This window comes from Bacillus cereus group sp. MYBK14-1 (assembly GCF_051916885.1).
GTDB classification, from domain to species: Bacteria; Bacillota; Bacilli; order Bacillales; family Bacillaceae_G; genus Bacillus_A; species Bacillus_A cereus.
Genome location: NZ_JBQAHM010000003.1, coordinates 407,283 through 428,509, shown reverse-complemented (window position 1 = coordinate 428,509; position 21,227 = coordinate 407,283). Strand labels below are relative to the sequence as shown.

The following is a 21,227-nucleotide window of genomic DNA, read 5'->3' as shown; positions in this document are numbered from 1 at the left end:
GATTGCTTTGACAAGACGTATAAGCGAATATAAGAAAAACTATGGAAGTATATACGTTGTTGCTACATGTACTAGACGAGGGAATAACCTTAACGTATTCATATTGAAAATCGGAAGTAGTAAATAATTAATTGCAATGATTAATATAACTACAAGGAATGTATAGTTGAGTTTATCCCGCTATTTGCCGGACAGTAAGACCCCTACCTCAAAATTCAGCGAAAGTAAAGAAGTTAGGTGGGGGCCCTGCTGCCCGTAAAAGTCCGATTAGTGAGAGTTGATTAAAGTTTCGATTTATATCGATTATAAAAAAGAACAAGTAATTATTATAACTATTGTGCAAAATTTGATATAATAAAAGAACGAACGTTCTGATTAGGGAGTGAGTACTATGCGAGAAATGTATCCGAAAAATGGTCGTGTTATTTTACATGTAGATATGAATTGCTTTTTCGCATCTGTTGAAATTGCTCATGATCCATCATTACAAGGAAAGCCATTAGCGGTTGCTGGAAATGAAAAAGAGAGAAAAGGAATTATTATAACATGTAGTTATGAGGCGAGGGAATACGGAATACGTACGACGATGCCCCTTTGGGAAGCGAAAAGGTTATGCCCGCAATTAGTTGTAAGGCGTCCTAATTTCACATTATATCGCGAAGCTTCATTTCAAATGTTTCAAGTCCTTTCTCGTTTTACAGAAAAGATACAACCAGTCTCAATAGATGAAGGATATTTAGATATTACAGATTGCTACGCACTTGGTTCGCCTCTTGAAATAGCAAAGATGATTCAACAAGCACTATTAACAGAGTTGCAGCTTCCGTGTAGTATCGGAATCGCTCCAAATCTTTTCCTAGCAAAAACAGCTTCTGATATGAAAAAACCTCTCGGTATTACCGTACTTCGAAAACGTGATATTCCAGAAATGATTTGGCCACTTTCAGTTGAAGCAATGCATGGGATTGGAGAAAAAACAGCTGAAAAATTAAATGAAATTCATATACATACAATTGAACAGTTAGCGAAGGGAGACGAGCATATCATTCGCGCTAAAATTGGCAAGCACGGTATTGATTTACAAAAGCGTGCAAAAGGTACGGATGATAGGGAAGTGGATCCGAGTCAAATGGGCCAACATAAAAGTGTCGGTAACTCGATGACTTTTTCAAAGGATATGGATGAAGAGAAAGAATTACTTGATATGTTAGAACGGTTATCAAAATCAGTGAGTAAAAGATTACAAAAGCGAACCCTTGTTAGCTATAATATTCAAATTATGATTAAATACCATGATAGGCGAACAGTAACACGGAGTAAGCAATTGAAAAATGCAATTTGGGAAGAACGCGATATTTTTCAAGCAGCATCCCGTTTATGGAAGCAACATTGGGATGGTGATTCCGTTCGTTTACTAGGTGTTACAGCTACTGAAATAGAGTGGAAGACAGAATCGGTGAAACAATTAGATTTATTTTCATTTGAAGAGGATGCGAAAAAAGAACCACTACTTGCTGTCATTGATCAAATTAACGATAAGTATGGAACACCGATTTTACAACGAGGTAGTCAACTACTACGTAAGCAAGAGAAGTCGTTTCAACAAAAGTTAGAAAATAAGTTTATGTAGAAGGTGTCATGAAGTAGTAAAATCATGACACCTTTCCTAGTTAACTCGCTTCTAAATTTAAAGAAGTCTTCCATCCAGCTCCAGTAACGCCAGATTCTAATAGCATTCTACTTACTATTTTTTCAATTAAGATAGCCGCATTTGTCTTGCAATGTAATGTAGCCTGTATACACACCTTTTGATTAGAATCTACGTCTTCACTATACAACTCTTTTAAACCGATTCCTTCTGTACTTACCATATGCATAAGTAAAAAACGAATATGTGCTTCATTTTCTTCTGAACAAGTAAGGGAAAGTAAGTAGTTCGTTTGTTCTGGTGATTCTTCTTTTGATTTTTTATTCATAAAAAGAGCAATTGGGCGAAGAAGTATATTTGCTAGTAACACGCCTGCTGCACCTAATATAGCTGCAACGAGGAAACCGGCGCCTGTAAGAGTACCGACAGCAGCTGCACACCATAAAGTAGCTGCTGTATTTAGCCCTCTAATACTAAAACCATCGCGGATAATAACGCCACCCCCTAAAAATCCAATACCACTAACGACTTGAGCAGCAATGCGGGATGGGCTAGCATCATGATCAAGCATGACGGATAATAAAACAAATATACAGGCACCAAGTGATACGAGAGCATTTGTCCGTAACCCAGCCATTCGGTGTCTCCATTGTCTTTCCATTCCAATGCAAGCTCCTACAATAATTGCTATAACTAACCTGAATACAATGTCGTACCATACCATCATGGTCACCTCCATATATAATATGTGTTATGTTTTTTAGAATGAGCGGGGGATACCCACTCATTCTTATTTTTACAACCAGCTATGAAACTTTTTAATATAAAGCTTTTTCAGGAATTGTGTTAAAAAAGCGTAGCCTAATAGTATTCCTACTAACCAAGGGAAATAGTTAAGTGGCAATGCTTGTAAACCAACGGCTGCACCAATTGGTGAGAATGGAATATAAATCCCGATTGCCATAATAAGAGCGGTTAATAAAACGACTGGTGTTGATGCAGTGCTTTGAATAAATGGAATCTTTTGTGTTCTTATCATGTGAACAATTAAAGTTTGTGTTAACAACCCAACGACAAACCAACCGGACTGGAATAATGATTGCTCGCTCGGTGTATTTGCACCAAATACATTCCACATGACTACGTATGTGATAATATCAAATATAGAACTAATTGGGCCGATACAAATAATGAAGTTTCGTAAGTTTGCAGTATCCCATTTTCGTGGTTTTTCTAGAAACTCTTTATCCATTTTGTCCCATGGAATAGAAAGTTGTGAAATATCATAAAGTAAGTTTTGAATTAAAAGATGAATGGCAAGCATCGGTAAAAAAGGAATGAAAGCACTTGCTACTAACACGCTAAACACATTACCGAAGTTAGAGCTAGCTGTCATCTTAATATATTTTAAAATATTTCCGAATGTAGTACGTCCTTCTAAAATCCCTGCTTCTAATATAGTTAAACTTTTTTCGAGTAGAATAATATCGGAAGCTTCTTTCGCAATATCAGTAGCAGTATCAACAGATATTCCGACATCAGCTTCACGTAATGCTACAGCATCGTTAATGCCGTCTCCCATGTAACCTACAGTGTGTCCATTTCCTTGTAATGCGTGTATAATACGAGATTTTTGCATGGGATTAAGCTTCGCAAATACAGTCGTTTCTTCGGCAAGTCTTGCTAATGCTTTATCTGGTAAAGAATCAATCTCGTAACCGAGGATTGGTTCGCAGATATCTAATCCAACTTCTTTACAAACCTTTCTTGTAACAATTTCGTTATCGCCAGTTAAAATTTTCACTTGTACACCATGTTTTTGTAATGCTTGAATTGCAGCTGCTGCAGATGGTTTCGGTGGATCTAAAAAGCCGATATATCCAGCGAGAATCATATCAGTTTCGTCTTTTACTGCGTACTCTGTATCATTTATTCTTCTATCTTTTTTATAAGCCACAGCAATAACCCGCATACCTTCACTATTTAGTGTCTCACTTATTTTTTTGACATTTGAACGTATTTCCTGGGTGAGTGGAACGATTTTTTCATCCACTTCAGTGTAGTTACAAATTGATAAAATTTCTTCTACGGCACCTTTACAAACCATTGTATGTTCACCTGAAATATCCTTTACGATGACTGACATACGCCGGCGGGCGAAATCGAATGGAATTTCATCTAGCTTTTGAAAAGCTGATGGATTAAATGTATTGTTTTCCTCTGTATGCTTAATAACAGCTTTATCTATTAAATTTTTCAATCCAGTTTGATAGAAACTATTTAAATAGGCAAATTGCAAGACGCGATTGCATTCATTTCCCTTGGGATCTAAGTGACGAACAAGGACAACGTTATCTTCTGTTAAAGTTCCGGTTTTATCTGTACAAAGAATGTTCATAGCACCTAAGTTTTGAATAGAATTTAGCTGTTTTACAATTACTTTTTGTTTAGACATTTTAACGGCACCTTTAGCTAAATTAGCAGTTACAATCATTGGTAACATTTCAGGTGTAAGGCCAACAGCGACGGCAATAGCGAAGAAGAAAGCTTCTTGCCAATCACCTTTTGTGAATCCATTAATGAGAAGGACAATAGGTGCCATAATAAGCATGAATGTAATTAAGAGCCAGCTTACTTTGTTTACACCTTTATCAAAGTTTGTTTCTACACGCTTTCCAATTACCTTATTGGCTAAAGAGCCGAAATACGTATCGGTACTTGTTGAGATGACAACAGCTTTTGCGCTACCACTTACAATATTTGTTCCCATGAAACAAAGGTTTTCCATATCGAGTGGATTGTAATTTTTTTTCATGTTTGTCGGTAAGATATGCTTATTTTCTGTATGGTAGCAGTGTTCGTATTTTTCTACAGGAAGTGCTTCCCCTGTTAAAGAAGATTGATTAACAAATAAATCTTTAGCGGATACAATACGCACATCAGCTGGAATGATATCACCGGCTGAAAGGGAAATGATATCGCCAGGTACAAGTTCCTCAATTGGAATTTCTGTTGTGTAATTTCGATTTAAATTCGTTACATTTTTTGTTTCATGTACAAATCCATTTATTCTAAATACGCTTGCAGTTGTTCGAACCATAGCTTTTAAATTATCGGCAGCTTTTTGAGAACGAAATTCTTGGGAAAACCGAATTGTTGCACTAAGTAGTACCATTGCAGATACGACAATTGTTCCTTGCATATCATCCGTGAAAAAGGAGAGTGCTCCAAGAGCTAATAAAACGAAAATAAATGGATTTTTAAATGCCGACAGAAATTGAATGTACCACGGTGCCATTTTATTATGAGCTATTTCGTTCGGACCATATAAAGAAAGTCTACGAGACGCTTCTTGTTTAGATAATCCATCTTGTGTTGTTTCTAAAAGTTTTAACGCAGAGCTTACATCTTGTGTTGCAACCTCCACTAATAATTCGTTATTTGTTTTCATGCTATCTTGCTCATAAGCATGCTTTGTTTCTTGTCTTTGTAAATTAAACATCGGTAGTTCCTCCTCTGTCATGAAGGAGGAAACAATCTGTTACCTAACTATTTGAAATGGTGAGGAACAGTTTCTTTCCTACCTACATGATGAAATATGAATGTAAAACGTATGGGTATCTGGGCCGAATCATCAATTGCCAACTGTTCCTCACCTCCGTACAATTTAGTAGTTTCTGAATATGCTATGTTTGTTTCATAGTAAGGTGCATATAGACGTAAAAAGACCTTTACTCAAAACGAGTAAAGGTCTGAATTCGCAGTTAAAAGAGTCCACAACAAAGACTGTTAGTAGACATAAATAAAAACAGTTTTTGTGTATGACAAAATACATGCACCTCTCCCTCGTTGAGTTTTAGCACTGTATAGCATAGGTACTGAAACCAGCTACATTAAAAAAGGCCTTCATTCCGACCTTTCCTGTTGACCCATTGGCGTCTCTCGACATTTTTGGGCAGCAGCGTTTCTCTATACAGGAGCCTCACCTAACAGAGACCATATTCAATTACATGTTGAATGTTAGCACTGTAAAATTGTAGTGTCAATATCTTTTTTATCTGTGTTTTTAAAATATTAAACGGATTTATAATAGATATGTGGGATGAAATGTATGATATTGATTATAAATAATATGAAAAATAAATATTTTTATAAAAGGGGAATTTGTAATGGGACCACAAAATTTTATTATAAATATTGAGAATCAAAAGTGGTTGTTTAATGAGCAGGAAGATTTATGTTCTCACGGGGAAATTTATTTAAATGTGGATGGAACGATTATTACACAAACAGGTATGGATGAGGAATGGGGAATAAGTGAATCAGCTTTAGCTCTGTTACGAACTTTAGATAAAGAATATATTTGTGATATTGAAAATGAAGAGGGGCTTATTTTGCACGGATGTGGCACTATGCTCATGTTAGGATGCCCAATTTCAATTCATTGGACTATAAACCATATAGGTGAAAATGTGGTTTTAAAGGATTTTGTCAAAGTTATTTCTACTGATCAAAAGGCTATATACTATGAAGGGCTTCATATAGAAGTAAATGAAAATGAATATAGAAAACAAATTGTTTCTTTTGCACTACAAGCAAAAGAATTATTTAATAAATCAAGTGAAAAGATAATTTCAAATGAGTTTGAGCGAAGTATGTATACCGACTTTTGGACGGAATATAATCATTTGCTAAATAAGTATAAATAAAAAAGCACTGTAACCAGTGCTTTTTTATTATAGATTACGAGATTGTAGGGTTTTCAAAAATAACAATCTCTGAACTGTTTGTAGTTGAAACGCGTTGGGCGTAATATGTTAAAGCTGAAGAAATATATGCTGGTAACGTATCATTTGTATGTGATGTTGTATATTCATGGATTAATTCCTTTAAAGTTGTCCATTCTAATTGTGCTGGGTGATCAGACACGAAAGAACTTACCCAGCGATCAAATGAAGATGAAAAATCAGTTTGTAAACGAAATACTTCTTTCATAATAAAACGCTCCCTTAAAATGTAGTATAATCATTTTAACACAAAACACGAACGATTGCTAAATTTTTTAAGTATAATGTTCGTGTTATATAGTTGTCTAGATGATTGGTTATGTAAATTCAATTTGCCATTTGAAATAACATTCCGTAAGATGAGAGATAGAGTATATTTAGAGCTGGAGGAAAGAAAGTGGAATTTGTATTTTTAGGAACTGGTGCAGGTGTTCCTTCAAAAGGAAGGAACGTTTCAGCAATTGCTTTACAATTGTTAGAAGAACGAGGACAAACTTGGTTATTTGATTGTGGCGAGGCCACGCAACATCAAATATTACATACATCTGTACGTCCGCGCCGCATTGAAAAAATATTTATTACGCATTTACATGGCGATCATATTTTTGGATTGCCTGGTTTATTAGGTAGCCGTTCATTTCAAGGAGGAACTACGCCTTTAACGGTGTATGGACCGAAAGGAATTAAACAATTTATTGAAGTGGCATTATCGGTAAGTACGACACATGTGAAATATCCACTTGAAGTTGTGGAGATAACAGAAGAAGGTACCGTATTTGAAGATAATGAATTTTATGTAGAAACGAAAAGATTGTCACACGGTATAGAATGCTTTGGATATCGTATTGTAGAGAAAGATATACAAGGTGCTCTTTTAGTTGATAAGTTGCTTGAGATGGGTGTGAAACCAGGTCCAATCTTTAAACGTTTAAAAGATGGTGAAGTAGTTGAATTAGAGGATGGCACGATATTAAATGGAAATGAGTTTATCGGCCCACCTCAAAAAGGAAGAATTATTACTATCTTAGGTGATACGCGATATTGCGAAGCGAGTAGGGAGCTTGCGCAAGATGCAGATGTACTTGTCCATGAAGCGACTTTCGCAGCAGAAGATGAGCAACAAGCGTATGATTATTTTCATTCTACATCTAAGCAAGCTGCGAGCATTGCACTTCAGGCAAATGCGAAGCGACTAATATTAACTCACATTAGTTCTCGTTATCAAGGAGATACATATAAGGAATTATTGAAAGAGGCTAGAGAGTTGTTTTCTAATACAGAAATAGCGACAGATTTGAAATCATTCCCAGTAGAAAAATAATAATTTTGTAAAAAATGGTAACGGCGGGTTACCATTTTTTTATGTCTAAAAAAATTTAAAAATAAAACTGTTATTATTTTATACTTATACTTGGATGGTACAGAAAATTAGAATGGTTTGAATATATACGATAAAAATACGAAATAATGATTATTTAGAAAAACTGTTATATAAGTCAGATGACATACAAGTGATACAAATAGCAGAAATGGACTGTTATTCAGAACTTTTAAAATTCAACAAAAGTAAGCGTTTTATAAAAAACAAGCTATAATGAGGGCAGATTATAATTTATGATAAGTCGCATGTATTTTAGTCATTATCGTAACAAGTGAAGTTGACTAAATCATGAGAGAGTAACACGAGAATTATAATAGGAAAGATATTACTATTATTTGTCATAAGTCTTTTTCACTTTTTAGCTAAACGATATGATTAGCAAGTGTAGCTATTGCGAGTTCCTTAGTAGAAGCTTTTTATTAATAAGGTGGTGGAGATTTAATTGGTACACCACTCTTTAAAAGAGTTCAGAACATCAGCAGGTAGTCTAGGCGGAATAGCGGGTGCAAATTTAGTTGCATTAGCAATGGTTATATCACTTGTTTATGCTATGCTTGCAATGGCTTCTGTGTTAAACTTTGGATTGCTACCAGACTTTATTCTGGATCATCTTGTATCATTTTTAAATGAAAATAATGCTAAGATTCTTATGTAGTATGATAACTGGTATTATTTCAGGTTATATTGGATTACTTTTATTCAAAAACTATCCAATTCGTACAGCAGAACAAATTCGTGGTACAACTGGAAAAGCGACAGATGTAGCAACTTAATAGAATAGTAGAATAAATTTTTTCATAGAGGTTTAGGGGGAGTTATGATGAAGTATCGCTCAGTATTTGATATTATCGGTCCAGTTATGATTGGACCATCAAGTTCACATACAGCAGGCGCGGCAAGAATGGGGCAAGTTGCTCGCCAGCTGTTTCGTCATGAACCAGAAAGAGTAAGCATTTCGTTATATGGATCATTTGCAAAGACGTATCGAGGGCATGGTACGGATGTAGCACTAATCGGTGGAATATTAGGATTTGAAACAGATGACTTACGTATTCCAGAGGCGCTAGAAATAGCAAAAGAGCGCGAAATTGAAGTGGAATTCATTGAAGAAGATGCCAATGCACCTCATCCAAATACAGCGAGAATTCGTTTGTATAAAGGTGAAGATGAAATTGAAGTTGTTGCTTGCTCAATTGGTGGCGGTAAAATTGAAGTTGTAGAATTAAACGGATTCGATCTTCAATTATCAGGCACGAGCCCAGCACTACTTATTGTAAATAACGATCGCTTCGGTGCTATTGCAGCGGTAGCTTCAATCCTTGCGAAACATGAGATTAACATTAGTACAATGAGTGTTTCTCGTAAAGAAAAAGGAAGAAGAGCGCTTATGGTCATTGAAACAGATGAATTATTAGCAGATGAAGTAATTGAAGAAATAAAAGCGCAACAAAATATTTGTCAAGTAACTATTATGGAATAATTGCAGGGGGGACACACCATGTTTCGGAACGCAGCGGAACTAGTGGCGCAAGCTAAAGAACAAAATGTAAAAATCGCAGAAATTATGATTCAATGTGAAATGGAAACAAGAAGTATTTCACGTGAAGAAGTAATTGCTGGTATGGAAAAGAACTTAGTCGTGATGGAGCAAGCAGTAGAACGTGGTATTCGCGGCGTGAAATCACCAACTGGTTTAACTGGTGGAGATGCTGTAAAAGTTCAAGCGTATATGAAGAGCGGAAAAGGCTTATCTGGAGATACGATTTTGGATGCAGTAAGCAAAGCTGTTGCAACAAATGAAGTAAACGCAGCGATGGGAATTATTTGTGCAACACCAACAGCAGGTTCTGCTGGAACAGTGCCAGGTGTACTATTTGCACTAAGAGAAAAATTGCAGCCTACACGTGAAGAAATGATTGAATTCTTATTTACAGCAGGAGCTTTCGGTATGGTTGTTGCGAATAACGCTTGTATTTCTGGTGCAGCGGGAGGATGCCAAGCTGAAGTTGGTTCAGCAAGTGGAATGGCGGCTGCAGCCGCAGTTGAGATGGCTGGTGGAACACAAGATCAAGCAGCTACAGCGATGGCAATTTCATTAAAGAACATGCTTGGTTTAGTGTGTGATCCTGTTGCAGGACTTGTAGAAGTACCTTGTGTAAAACGTAATGCAGCAGGAGCTGCGAATGCGATGATTTCAGCAGATTTAGCATTAGCTGGTGTAACGAGTACAATTCCATGTGATGAAGTAATTGAGGCAATGTTTAGAATCGGGCAAACGATGCCAGTAGCACTTCGTGAAACAGCAGAAGGTGGACTTGCAGCAACGCCGACTGGTCGTCGCCTGCAAGAAGAGATTTTTGGGAAGAACAATAACTAAGTGTAATTATAGAAAAAGGAGCTCAAATAAACTTGAGCTCCTTTTTCTATTTTTCTTTTGTTAGTTGTTCTAATGTTTTTCCAAGATTATGTGATCGTTTCGTTGCCTGTGTAATACAAGAAATAAGTGCTTGTTGAAATTTATGTTCTTGTAATACTTCAATACCTGCTTCGGTAGTTCCACCAGGAGAAGTAATTTCCTTTCTCAAAATAGAAGGGTGTTTGTCACTTGCTTTTAGCATTTCAGCAGCACCAATCATCGTTTGAAGAATAAGTGATTTTGCAACATCTTCTTTTAAACCAATTTTTTTTGCAGCTTCTTCCATAGCTTCCACTACGTAATAAATATAAGCAGGTCCACTTCCGGATAATGCAGTGACAGCATGCATATCTTCTTCCTCTACAACAGAGACGAGACCAATTGTTTCAAATAAAGATGTTGCAGTGCGAATATGCTCCGCTGTTGCATGTTTTGAAGGGGAGATAGCGGTAGCTGATTTTAAAATGGCTGCGGATGTATTTGGCATTGCACGAATAATTGGAACGTCTTTTTGAAGTAGTTTTCTAATTGAGTCAGTAGAAACACCTGCTAGTAATGAAATAATAAGCACGTTATTATTTATGTATTCTTTAAAAGGGGTAAGCGCCTCTGCAACATCCTTTGGTTTCATTGCTAGAAAAAGAATATTTGCATCAGTAAGTAATTCTTTTTTATTATGAGTACCTTTGACACCGTATTTTTTATGTAGCTCTTGTAATCTTGTCTCGTTAGAACGATTACTTACAGTAATTTGTTCACCTTTAACGACATTTGCATGTAACAAGCCACCAATAATAGCTTCGGCAATAGAGCCTGCACCGAGAAAGGAAATGTTTTGAATAGACATGATGTTCCTCCTTTAATTTTGGTTAGAAATTCTTATAAATGTACATACATTCGTTTTTTTATAGGAAACACCTCTTTTTATCTGAAAATAATGACAAATATATATAGAAGTTGTAAACTGAAGAAGTATTCATTTTTGAACCGGAAAGAGACAGGGGGGCTAAGCATGACGGCGATTCACCGAATGGAGATTCCTGTACCATTTGCAGTGGAAACTGTGAATGTGTTTTTAGTTGAGGGGGAGACATTAACATTAATTGATACAGGGACGAATACAGAAGAGGCAAGGAATGCGTTAGAAAGTCAATTAGGTGCATTAGGACATACGATAGAAGATATTGAAACAGTAGTCATTACACATCATCATGCAGATCATTGTGGACTTTTAAATATATTTTCTGAGAAGACGAATATTATTGGACATCCTTGGAATGAGCCTTGGATTACACAAAATCCAGAATTTTTAAAGCGGTATCATGAATTTTTTAGAGAGACGGCCTTACAGTTTGGTGTGCCAGCAGCATTTTTGAAAGACGAGTCGTTATTGACGACGAGGACACTTAAATATTCTTGTAATAGATCGTTAACGCATACTGTGAGAGAAGGAGATCGTATTGATTCTTTGCCTGGATTTACAGTACTTGAAACACCAGGTCATGCTTCTACTCATATTTCTTTATATAGAGAATCTGATGGAATATTAATTGGTGGAGATGCTCTCATTAGTCATATTTCTTCGAATCCAATACTAGAACCGCCATATGAAGGGCAAACAGAGCGGGCACGCCCATTACTACAATATAATCAAACATTACAGCGTTTAAGCGAAATGAATATTTCACGCATTTTATCAGGGCATGGGGAAGATGTTCTAAATGTGAAACAACTTATTGAAACGAGATTACAAAAGCAAGAAACACGTGCTTTTAAAGTGCTTGAATTATTAAAGGAAAAACCAATGACAGCATTTGAAGTATGTGTAAAACTATTTCCGGTATTATATAAAGAACAATTACCACTTACTATTTCAGAAACGGTTGGACAATTGGACTATTTAGCATATAATCAACAAGTGATGATTGATGAGTCATCGCAACAATTGATTTATTATGCAAAGTAGGTGACAGCAATGACAGGACGTTTACAAAATAAAGTAATCGTCATTACAGGTGCTTCTAGTGGGATTGGTGAGCAAGTTGCAATGCAAGTTGCAGCACAGGGAGCGACGCCAGTATTAATGGCTCGAACAGAAGAGAAACTACAAGTGTTAGTAGACAAAATTAAAGAAACTTATAATACGCCTTGCTATTATTATGTATTAGATGTAAGTGAAGAGATGGAAGTACAGTCTGTTTTTTCAAAGGTATTACAAGAAGTGGGACGTATTGATATATTAGTAAACAATGCGGGATTTGGTATTTTTAAAACGTTTGAAGATGCGTCAATGGGTGAAGTAAAAGATATGTTCCAAGTAAATGTATTTGGATTAGTAGCATGTACGAAAGCGGTACTACCTTATATGGTAAACAAGAACGAAGGACATATTATTAATATTGCTTCACTTGCCGGAAAAATTGCAACTCCGAAATCAAGTGCGTATGCAGCAACGAAACATGCTGTATTAGGATTTACGAATAGTTTACGCATGGAATTAGCGAATACAGATATTTATGTTACAGCAATTAATCCAGGTCCGATAGATACAAACTTTTTTGAAATAGCGGATCAATCTGGTACATATGTAAAGAATATGGGACGTTACATGTTAAAACCAACATACGTAGCAGAACAAATCGTAAAGTCGATGCACACGAAAAAACGTGAAGTAAACTTACCGAAGTGGATGGGAATTGGTCCAAAACTTTATGCTTTATTCCCAGGTTTATTTGAACGTGTAGCAGGTAAATCATTAAGTAAAAAATAGGAGATTTCCACATGGAAATCTCCTATTTTTTATTGTTTTCCAGTCACATAATCATAAACAATATCCTCAATCTCCTCGTATAAATCAATTTCAATATTTGAATGAGTCACCGTTTGAATATGTTTCACTAGCATTTCCTGATCTTCTTTTGATATTGGACTGCATTGATATTGCTGAAAACTTTTTATAATCATTTTCTCAATTAATTTTTCGTTCATATTTTTTCCCGCCTGTATGTACGTATGTATTGTTTTATTGTACTTGAAGTGAAATAAAAAAACTACTATGCACTATTTTTGTATAAAAATTCGGTTGAGTATATTATTTTTCTAATAAAATTAAGTTTTTTTAGATTTAAAAATTTATAAATATTTAATTGACTCTATAAATATACAATATTATAATCATACTTAATTTAAAGAATCGATTTGAGGAGGAACTTATGAAAGTCGCAATTATTGGAGCCACTGGATATGGGGGCATTGAATTAATTCGTTTATTAGAACAACATCCATATTTTTCGATAGCATCTCTTCATTCTTTTTCGCAAGTTGGTGAGTGTATAACAAATGTATATCCGCATCTTCGAAATGTTCTCGTTCATACGTTACAAGAAATTGATGTGAAGACAATAGGGAAAGAAGCAGAAATCGTATTTCTAGCAACACCAGCAGGAGTATCGGCGGAGTTAACTCCCAAGTTATTAGCAGAAGGTTTAAAAGTAATTGACCTATCTGGAGACTTTCGTATGATAGATCCTTCGTCATATGAACTGTGGTATAAAAGGCCAGCAGCGAAAGAAGAAATTCTTAGAAAAGCAGTGTATGGGTTAAGTGAATGGAAAAGGACTGGGATTCAAAAGGCAAATTTAATTGCAAACCCAGGATGTTTTGCTACAGCCACATTGCTAGCGATAGCGCCGTTAGTACGTAGCGGCATGATTGAAGAAGATTCGATTATTATTGATGCGAAATCAGGGGTATCAGGAGCAGGAAAAACACCAACAACAATGACTCACTTTCCTGAGCTATATGATAACTTGCACATTTATAAAGTGAATGAGCATCAGCACGTTCCAGAGATTGAGCAAATGCTTACAGAATGGAATAATGGATCACAGCCAATTACATTTAGCACACATTTAATACCGATATCACGAGGAATTATGATTACACTTTATGCAAAAGTAAAACAAAAGATGGAAATAAAGCAACTTCAAAAATTGTATGAAGAAACGTATGAACAATCGCCTTTCATCCGAATTTGTACGCAAGGGAAATTTCCAAGTCCAAAAGAAGTGAGAGGCTCAAATTATTGTGATATTGGCATAGCTTACGATGAAAGAACTGAAAGAGTTACGGTCGTTTCTGTTATAGACAATATGATGAAAGGCGCGGCTGGGCAAGCGATTCAAAATGCAAACATAATAGCGGGACTAGAAGAGACAACAGGTTTACAACATATGCCGCTTTATCTATAAGGGGGACATGATGATTAAAGTAGCGTCTATTACAAAATTAGAAAATGGTTCAATTGTAACGCCGAAAGGCTTTTCGGCAATTGGTACTGTAAATGGTCTGAAAAAGGAGAAAAAGGATTTAGGGGCAATCGTTTGTGACGTACCAGCATCATGTGCCGCTGTGTATACAACGAATCAAATACAAGCAGCCCCTTTGCAAGTAACGAAGGATAGTATAACGGCAGAAGGGAAGTTACAAGCAATTATCGTTAATAGTGGAAATGCAAATGCTTGTACTGGAATGCAAGGATTACAAGACGCATACGAGATGCGCGCGTTAGGGGCGGAACATTTTGGAGTGAAAGAAAATTACGTTGCAGTAGCTTCAACAGGTGTAATTGGTGTTCCACTGCCGATGGATATAATCCGAAAGGGGATTGCAACTCTTATACCGACGAAGGAAGAAAGTGAAGCATATTCTTTTTCTGAAGCAATTTTAACGACAGATCTTATCACGAAAGAAACTTGCTATGAAATGATTATTGATGGGAAGAAAGTGGCGATTGCGGGTGTTGCAAAGGGTTCAGGGATGATTCATCCGAATATGGCAACGATGCTTAGTTTTATTACGACAGATGCTCATATAGAGCATGACGTATTGCAAACAGCGTTATCACAAATTACGAATCATACATTTAATCAAATTACGGTGGATGGAGATACTTCTACGAATGATATGGTCATCGTTATGGCAAGTGGATTATCAGAAACAAGGCCGATAAATATGGAACATACAGATTGGGAAACTTTCGTAGGTGCTTTACAGAAGGTATGTGAAGATTTAGCGAAAAAAATTGCGCAAGATGGTGAAGGCGCTACGAAGTTAATAGAAGTCAATGTGCTAGGAGCTCAAACGAATGAAGAGGCAAAAAAAATTGCAAAGCAAATAGTCGGTTCGAGTCTTGTGAAAACAGCAATATATGGTGAAGACCCAAACTGGGGACGAATTATTAGCAGTATTGGACAAAGTGAAGTAGCTATTAATCCGAATACAATTGACATTACTCTTCAATCTATATCGGTATTAAAAAATAGTGAGCCTCAAACATTTTCTGAAGAAGAAATGAAAGAGAGATTACAAGAAGATGAAATAGTGATTAATGTGTACTTACACTTAGGTGAAGAGACAGGATCAGCTTGGGGCTGTGACTTAAGCTATGAATATGTGAAAATAAATGCTTGTTATCGTACATAAGGAGAGAGAAGATGAGCGATTATATTGTAGTGAAATGCGGCGGTAGTATGTTGAATCAATTAAATGCTGTGTTTTTTGATTGTATAAAGAAATTGCAACAGAAGTATAAAGTAGTGATTGTTCATGGTGGTGGGCCAGAAATTGATGCCAAATTAAAAGATTGTAACATCAACGTAGAAAAAAGAGATGGATTACGCGTAACACCAAAAGAAGTTATGGATGTTGTTCAAATGGTGCTATGCGGAAGTACGAATAAAAAACTCGTAATGAATTTACAAAAGCATAATTTACTTGCTGTAGGTTGTTCAGGGTGTGACGGTAATTTACTTCAAGTTCAACCTGTCAGCGAGGAGATAGGATATGTGGGAGAAGTAAATTATGTAGAAACAGCCTTATTAAAAGGATTAATAAATATGGGGTATATTCCTGTTATTGCTCCAATCGGGGTAAATGGTAATGAAATTTATAACATAAATGCGGACAATGCTGCAGCTGGGATTGCGGCCGCGTTAGGGGCAAAAGAGCTGATTTTTATTACGGATGTAGATGGAATATTACATGAAGGGAATTTGGTAAAGGAAACGGATGAATCTGAAATTGCAACTTTTATAGAAACAGGTGTTATTACAGGTGGGATGATTCCGAAAGTACAGGCGGCACTAGCATCATTAAAAATGGGAGTGCAAAAGATAAGTATTGTGAATGGTACAAAAGATTTTACTGAGGTTACGGGAGAGTGTATTGGAACGACGGTAACGAAAGGCGTGAGTATTGCATGACGAGTCATCTTTTTCAAACGTATGGCAGAAGAACTATTGAGTTTGTAAAGGGAACTGGAACGAAAGTTATTGATAATAACGGTAAGGAATATTTAGATTTCACATCAGGAATTGGCGTATGTAATTTAGGACATTGTCACCCTACTGTTCTCAAAGGTGTACAAGAGCAACTTGATGATATATGGCATATATCTAACCTGTTTACAAACAGCTTACAAGAAGAAGTTGCGTCATTATTAACAGAAAATAGAGCATTAGATTATGTGTTTTTCTGTAATAGTGGGGCAGAGGCAAATGAAGCGGCTTTAAAGTTAGCACGTAAGCATACTGGAAAATCTCTCGTCGTAACATGCCAGCAGTCTTTTCACGGTAGAACATTTGGAACGATGAGTGCAACAGGCCAAGATAAGGTAAAAGAAGGATTTGGTCCATTACTTCCATCTTTTTTACATATCCCTTTTAACGATATTAAAGCATTAGAGGAAGTAATGAATGAAGAAGTTGCGGCGGTAATGGTAGAAGTAGTTCAAGGAGAGGGAGGAGTAATACCTGCTGATCTATCTTTTTTGAAAGAGATTGAAACATTATGTAATAAGTTCGGTTCCTTATTTATTATAGACGAAGTACAAACGGGGATAGGAAGAACTGGAACACTATTCGCTTATGAACAAGTGGGAATAGAGCCTGATATCGTTACCGTTGCAAAGGCACTTGGGAATGGGATTCCTGTCGGAGCGATGATTGGCGGGAAAGAGCTCGGAACGTCGTTTACTGCAGGATCACACGGTTCAACTTTTGGCGGGAATTACATCGCGATGGCTGCAGCGAAAGAAGTATTGCAAGTGAGTAAAAAACCATCGTTTTTAAAAGAAGTACAAGAAAAAGGCGAGTACGTATTAGAGAAGTTGCAAGAGGAATTACAGCATGTCGAATGTATTCAAAATATACGTGGTAAAGGGCTTATGATTGGGATTGAGTGTAAGCATGAAGTTGCAAGTTTTATAGAACAACTAGAAAACGAAGGACTTCTCGTATTACAAGCAGGCCCTAATGTTATAAGACTATTACCGCCACTCATTGTCACGAATGAAGAGTTAGAACAGGCAGTATATATAATAAAAAAAGTAGTTTGTACAAAAAACGTATCAATCATATAAGGGGGAAGTTTCATGTCAACTGTACAAGTACCGAAATTAAATACGAAAGATCTTTTAACACTAGAAGAATTAACGAAAGAAGAAATTATTTCTTTAATTGAGTTCGCTATATATTTAAAAAAGAATAAGCAAGAGCCTTTATTACAAGGCAAAATATTAGGGCTTATTTTTGATAAGCATTCAACTCGTACTCGTGTATCTTTTGAAGCGGGAATGGTACAACTCGGGGGACATGGTATGTTTTTAAGTGGAAAAGAGATGCAAATGGGAAGAGGAGAAACTGTTTCAGATACTGCGAAAGTATTATCGCAGTATATTGACGGGATTATGATACGTACATTCTCGCACGCGGATGTAGAAGAGCTTGCAAAAGAATCGAGCATTCCTGTTATTAACGGTTTAACGGATGATCATCATCCTTGTCAAGCATTGGCAGACCTCATGACAATATATGAAGAAACAAATACATTTAAAGGAATAAAATTGGCTTACGTAGGTGACGGAAATAATGTATGTCATTCATTGTTGCTAGCGAGTGCAAAAGTCGGAATGCATATGACTGTTGCAACGCCTATAGGATATGAACCGAATGAAGAGATTGTAAAAAAAGCGTTAGCGATTGCCAAGGAAACAGGAGCTGAGATTGAAGTTTTGCATAATCCTGAATTAGCGGTGAATGAAGCAGATTTCATTTATACTGACGTTTGGATGAGCATGGGGCAAGAGGGCGAAGAAGAGAAATATTCTTTATTTCAACCTTACCAAATCAATAACGAACTTGTTAAGCATGCGAAGCAAACATATCGTTTCTTACACTGTTTACCTGCCCATCGTGAAGAAGAAGTAACAGGAAAAATTATAGATGGACCGCAGTCTATCGTCTTTGAGCAAGCTGGTAATCGATTGCATGCTCAAAAAGCGTTATTAGTGAGTTTATTTAAAAATGTAGAAGAGCCTTCCTAAAAGGGAGGTTTTTTTATATTAAAATGTCATATGTATATTTAGTTAACCATTTCGATATCATTTATAATAAAAGAGAAAACTAAATTTGTTTTTCAGAGTGTGTAAGGACATACTACATATAAAAATATAGTTAAAGAGATGATGAGGGTGAAAACAACTAAGAAAACATATTCGTTTTTTCAGCGGATGTGGAGAATATTAAAGTTTCAATATTATAAGTTGCTTCGATCGCCAGAAGGCGCAAAGAAAGTATCGTTAGGGTTTGCTATAGGATTCGGCTTAGAAATGTTAGTCATTTATACGGCATCGCTCGTATATGTAATATTTTATCCAATCGTCAGGTTAGCAAAGGGATCTTTTCCTGCGGCAGTTATTGGCAATATTATTGGGAAAATATCGTTTCTCCCAGTATTTTTATTTCCGCTTGCGTATGCGCTAGGAAAAATGATTTATCCATTTCATGTACAGAAAATTCATCATGAACCATTTACGATATCGGACTTGTTTTCAAGTCACATTTTTACGATATTAAAGAGCTTATTACAAAGTGAAGTGTATGTATTAATTGGAATGACGATTTTAGGAGTTGTGTTTGGTCTCATTTCGTATTTCGTTGTGCATTATTTATACGAAAAGAACCGTAAGTTACGCTTGAAGAAAAGGAAGAAACGAGTGAGAGAACCACTTGTACAATTATAAACAATGTCACATCCATTTTCTCCTTTGAATATGTTTAAGAAAAAGGAGGAGAGGATAATGTATTATTATTACGTACCTCAAGTATATCCATATGTAAATTATTATCCGGTTTATGATACGAGTAGACAATACGAATTATATCGGCAACAACAATTACAGCAATTATCACAAATACCACAATTACCACAACAACAGCCTACACAGGAAAAAAAACCATATTTAACAACATGGCCATATTCCAATGTGTACTATGGTAACTATTACGAATCATAAAGCTGCTTCTATTTAGAAGCAGCTTTATACGTTTGTTTTCAAAATTAAATTTTGAATGGTTTGAAGAGAATGAATGAGCTTTTCGCGCTCTTCCTCAGATAATGTTTGGAAATTTTCTTTTAGTTTGTCTAAAATGAATTGCTGATACTGATTTACTAATAATTTCCCTTCAGCTGTTAGGGAAATTAAAATGACCCGTCGATCTTTTTCGCTATAATGACGCTCTATTAGTTCTTCTTGAATAAGTTTGTTTAATAGAGGTGTCATGTTAGGCCGTGAAATCGCTAGCCGCTTGCCGATTTCGGAAACTGCTAATGTGCCGTTTTCATGCAAAAGCAGTAATACTTGTGTATGTGATGGCGGCATATGTCTTTGAGAAGAAAATTCTCCAGGAAGCATAAATTTGCGATAAAAAAGAGGCACTAGCGAAAGAAGATGATCAACAATACGTTCCCACTCGCGTGATTCCATATAAAGGCCCCCTTCCACTCTCATTGTAACAAAAAAGACATGTTATAAAAATAGAATTGTTTCATGGGAATTTTAATATTTGTAGGCCAACACTTTTTTTGTAAATGAATCGGCAATAATCGTATAGCCTTTATCATTTGGGTGTACTTGGTCAAAGAGCAATTCTTTTTTATCATTCGATATTAATTTACGAATTGGCAAAACGATAGATGGTTGATTCACTTTTGCAATGGAATAAACGGATTCATTCCAGCCGTCTAAAAACATATCTGCATAACTTGCGATGGAGTCATCGAGTTGTAATGGGTTATAGAGTTCAGAAAGAATGAGTAAAGCATCCGGATTTTGATCTCGGACTGTCTTTACAATATTTTTTACATCCGCTTCAAAATGAGCTTTTTCTTTATTTAACATTTTAATACCGTCTATAACACCGACATCACGATTTAAGCGAAATAAATTATTTCCTCCAATATTAATGGTAATGATATTTGCTGCTCTAATTTTTTGCTTTACATCTTCTGATTGAACTTTTTTAGCGAGACGATCTGTTGTAAGACCGTTTATCCCAAGGTTTTCTACAGTAATTGGTTTATGAATTTGTGCTTCTATTTGTTTAGAGGCTAATTCAGCAAATCCACCTTGTGTTGATCCATATCCTTTGGCGAGCGAATCACCTAGTACGAGATGATAAAAGGAATCGTTTGTTTGCTTATCAATCCAACTTGGAGTAGATGTTTTTTCTGTTTTTTCTTCGGGTTCATTTTGTTTTGTCTCGTCGTTCTTTTCAAAATAAGAATAAGAAATGATCAGAAGGAGGAGACAAACAATTGTTAAGATGACTTTTTTCATAAATTCATCCTCCTTGTAATTGGTAATTGTATCATATTCAGCAGTATTAGCAATGTAAGGGCATATTATATGTTTATGAAAAGTTTATAATAACTTTACAGAAAATTTGTTGAAGTTTGTCAAAAAATATTGACGATAGGAAAGAACTTTATATATGATAATGTCAGATAAGGTGAAATTTTAATTAGTGGGAGCTTTATTTCCTATTAATTGTTAGTCTTCATCAATCGAGCGTTTAAGGGGACTACTCGTTAGCGCAGGGTGAAATGAAAATTGTGTCTCTAATAGAAGAAAAAAGGTATGTGGTTAGAGACAGA

The 21,227-nt window shown here is 35.9% G+C and carries 22 protein-coding genes and 1 riboswitch; of the genes, 15 read left to right on the top strand and 7 right to left on the bottom strand.

Annotation, left to right across the window (positions count from 1 at the left end; translation table 11 throughout):
* The first annotated feature begins 391 nt into the window (after positions 1-391).
* Complete coding sequence (locus ACTFR3_RS11815; RefSeq protein WP_001208858.1) at positions 392-1,630, top strand: DNA polymerase IV; 1,239 nt, start codon at positions 392-394, stop codon at positions 1,628-1,630.
* A 40-nt stretch (positions 1,631-1,670) separates the two neighbouring features.
* Here the strand turns inward: ACTFR3_RS11815 and ACTFR3_RS11810 are convergent, their stop codons facing one another.
* Positions 1,671-2,372, bottom strand: a complete 702-nt coding sequence (locus ACTFR3_RS11810; protein WP_000262342.1) for an MgtC/SapB family protein — start codon at positions 2,370-2,372, stop codon at positions 1,671-1,673.
* A 72-nt stretch (positions 2,373-2,444) separates the two neighbouring features.
* Positions 2,445-5,150 carry a magnesium-translocating P-type ATPase gene (gene mgtA, locus ACTFR3_RS11805; protein WP_440044433.1) on the bottom strand — a complete coding sequence of 902 codons (2,706 nt, stop codon included), beginning with the start codon at positions 5,148-5,150 and terminating at the stop codon, positions 2,445-2,447.
* 331 nt (positions 5,151-5,481) lie between these two features.
* Positions 5,482-5,649: riboswitch (M-box (ykoK) riboswitch) on the bottom strand.
* A 168-nt stretch (positions 5,650-5,817) separates the two neighbouring features.
* Here mgtA and ACTFR3_RS11800 point away from each other — a divergent pair.
* Positions 5,818-6,357, top strand: coding sequence for a hypothetical protein (locus ACTFR3_RS11800; protein WP_000529166.1), 540 nt, complete (start codon positions 5,818-5,820; stop codon positions 6,355-6,357).
* Between the two features lie 34 nt (positions 6,358-6,391).
* Here ACTFR3_RS11800 and ACTFR3_RS11795 read toward each other — a convergent pair whose 3' ends face one another.
* Positions 6,392-6,643 carry a DUF3932 family protein gene (locus tag ACTFR3_RS11795; protein ID WP_000665709.1) on the bottom strand — a complete coding sequence of 84 codons (252 nt, stop codon included), beginning with the start codon at positions 6,641-6,643 and terminating at the stop codon, positions 6,392-6,394.
* A gap of 189 nt (positions 6,644-6,832) precedes the next feature.
* Between ACTFR3_RS11795 and rnz the strand changes: the two genes are divergently transcribed.
* The 4 genes from rnz to sdaAA all read left to right on the top strand — a co-directional run bounded on the left by rnz (position 6,833) and on the right by sdaAA (position 10,193).
* On the top strand, positions 6,833-7,756 hold the full coding sequence (gene rnz / locus ACTFR3_RS11790; protein WP_000397455.1) for a ribonuclease Z: 924 nt from the start codon (positions 6,833-6,835) through the stop codon (positions 7,754-7,756).
* 502 nt (positions 7,757-8,258) lie between these two features.
* On the top strand, positions 8,259-8,471 hold the full coding sequence (locus ACTFR3_RS11785; protein WP_000233385.1) for a hypothetical protein: 213 nt from the start codon (positions 8,259-8,261) through the stop codon (positions 8,469-8,471).
* Between the two features lie 165 nt (positions 8,472-8,636).
* Positions 8,637-9,296: an L-serine ammonia-lyase, iron-sulfur-dependent subunit beta gene (gene sdaAB / locus ACTFR3_RS11780; RefSeq protein WP_000877445.1), complete on the top strand. Its 660-nt coding sequence runs from the start codon at positions 8,637-8,639 to the stop codon at positions 9,294-9,296.
* A gap of 18 nt (positions 9,297-9,314) precedes the next feature.
* The gene (gene sdaAA / locus ACTFR3_RS11775; protein ID WP_000489461.1) at positions 9,315-10,193 is read left to right on the top strand and encodes an L-serine ammonia-lyase, iron-sulfur-dependent, subunit alpha; all 879 of its coding nucleotides are present in this window, start codon (positions 9,315-9,317) and stop codon (positions 10,191-10,193) included.
* A 46-nt stretch (positions 10,194-10,239) separates the two neighbouring features.
* Here the strand turns inward: sdaAA and proI are convergent, their stop codons facing one another.
* Positions 10,240-11,079, bottom strand: coding sequence for a pyrroline-5-carboxylate reductase ProI (proI, locus tag ACTFR3_RS11770; protein WP_000027249.1), 840 nt, complete (start codon positions 11,077-11,079; stop codon positions 10,240-10,242).
* 165 nt (positions 11,080-11,244) lie between these two features.
* On the opposite strand from proI, the gene ACTFR3_RS11765 reads away from it, so the two are divergent.
* Together ACTFR3_RS11765 and ACTFR3_RS11760 are read left to right on the top strand one after the other, a co-directional pair.
* Positions 11,245-12,198 carry an MBL fold metallo-hydrolase gene (locus ACTFR3_RS11765; RefSeq protein ID WP_000125119.1) on the top strand — a complete coding sequence of 318 codons (954 nt, stop codon included), beginning with the start codon at positions 11,245-11,247 and terminating at the stop codon, positions 12,196-12,198.
* 9 nt (positions 12,199-12,207) lie between these two features.
* Entirely contained in the window at positions 12,208-13,002 is a 795-nt protein-coding gene (locus ACTFR3_RS11760) for an SDR family NAD(P)-dependent oxidoreductase (RefSeq protein ID WP_000147797.1), read from the top strand.
* Positions 13,003-13,031: 29 nt separating this feature from the next.
* On the opposite strand, the gene ACTFR3_RS11755 is transcribed toward ACTFR3_RS11760, so the two are convergent.
* Positions 13,032-13,220 (bottom strand): YqzH family protein, encoded by a 189-nt coding sequence (locus ACTFR3_RS11755; RefSeq protein ID WP_001003222.1) that lies wholly within the window; start codon positions 13,218-13,220, stop codon positions 13,032-13,034.
* Between the two features lie 224 nt (positions 13,221-13,444).
* Here ACTFR3_RS11755 and argC point away from each other — a divergent pair, with 224 nt between their 5' ends.
* The 7 genes from argC (at position 13,445) to ACTFR3_RS11720 (ending at position 19,587) form a co-directional block, all read left to right on the top strand.
* Positions 13,445-14,482, top strand: coding sequence for an N-acetyl-gamma-glutamyl-phosphate reductase (gene argC / locus ACTFR3_RS11750; protein ID WP_000861256.1), 1,038 nt, complete (start codon positions 13,445-13,447; stop codon positions 14,480-14,482).
* 10 nt (positions 14,483-14,492) lie between these two features.
* On the top strand, positions 14,493-15,716 hold the full coding sequence (gene argJ, locus ACTFR3_RS11745) for a bifunctional glutamate N-acetyltransferase/amino-acid acetyltransferase ArgJ (RefSeq protein ID WP_000598393.1): 1,224 nt from the start codon (positions 14,493-14,495) through the stop codon (positions 15,714-15,716).
* Between the two features lie 11 nt (positions 15,717-15,727).
* Positions 15,728-16,495 (top strand): acetylglutamate kinase, encoded by a 768-nt coding sequence (gene argB, locus ACTFR3_RS11740; RefSeq protein WP_001286791.1) that lies wholly within the window; start codon positions 15,728-15,730, stop codon positions 16,493-16,495.
* Complete coding sequence (locus tag ACTFR3_RS11735) at positions 16,492-17,652, top strand: acetylornithine transaminase (protein ID WP_000200552.1); 1,161 nt, start codon at positions 16,492-16,494, stop codon at positions 17,650-17,652. The genes argB and ACTFR3_RS11735 overlap by 4 nt, the downstream gene beginning before the upstream one ends.
* Positions 17,653-17,664: 12 nt before the next feature.
* Positions 17,665-18,615, top strand: a complete 951-nt coding sequence (gene argF, locus ACTFR3_RS11730; protein ID WP_440044432.1) for an ornithine carbamoyltransferase — start codon at positions 17,665-17,667, stop codon at positions 18,613-18,615.
* A 138-nt stretch (positions 18,616-18,753) separates the two neighbouring features.
* Positions 18,754-19,314, top strand: a complete 561-nt coding sequence (locus ACTFR3_RS11725; RefSeq protein ID WP_002005691.1) for a DUF2062 domain-containing protein — start codon at positions 18,754-18,756, stop codon at positions 19,312-19,314.
* Between the two features lie 57 nt (positions 19,315-19,371).
* Positions 19,372-19,587 (top strand): hypothetical protein, encoded by a 216-nt coding sequence (locus tag ACTFR3_RS11720; RefSeq protein WP_000291956.1) that lies wholly within the window; start codon positions 19,372-19,374, stop codon positions 19,585-19,587.
* 24 nt (positions 19,588-19,611) lie between these two features.
* Here ACTFR3_RS11720 and ACTFR3_RS11715 read toward each other — a convergent pair whose 3' ends face one another.
* On the bottom strand, positions 19,612-20,058 hold the full coding sequence (locus ACTFR3_RS11715) for a MarR family winged helix-turn-helix transcriptional regulator (protein ID WP_000445819.1): 447 nt from the start codon (positions 20,056-20,058) through the stop codon (positions 19,612-19,614).
* A gap of 72 nt (positions 20,059-20,130) precedes the next feature.
* Positions 20,131-20,910, bottom strand: coding sequence for a GDSL-type esterase/lipase family protein (locus ACTFR3_RS11710; RefSeq protein ID WP_000755838.1), 780 nt, complete (start codon positions 20,908-20,910; stop codon positions 20,131-20,133).
* Positions 20,911-21,227: the final 317 nt, after the last annotated feature.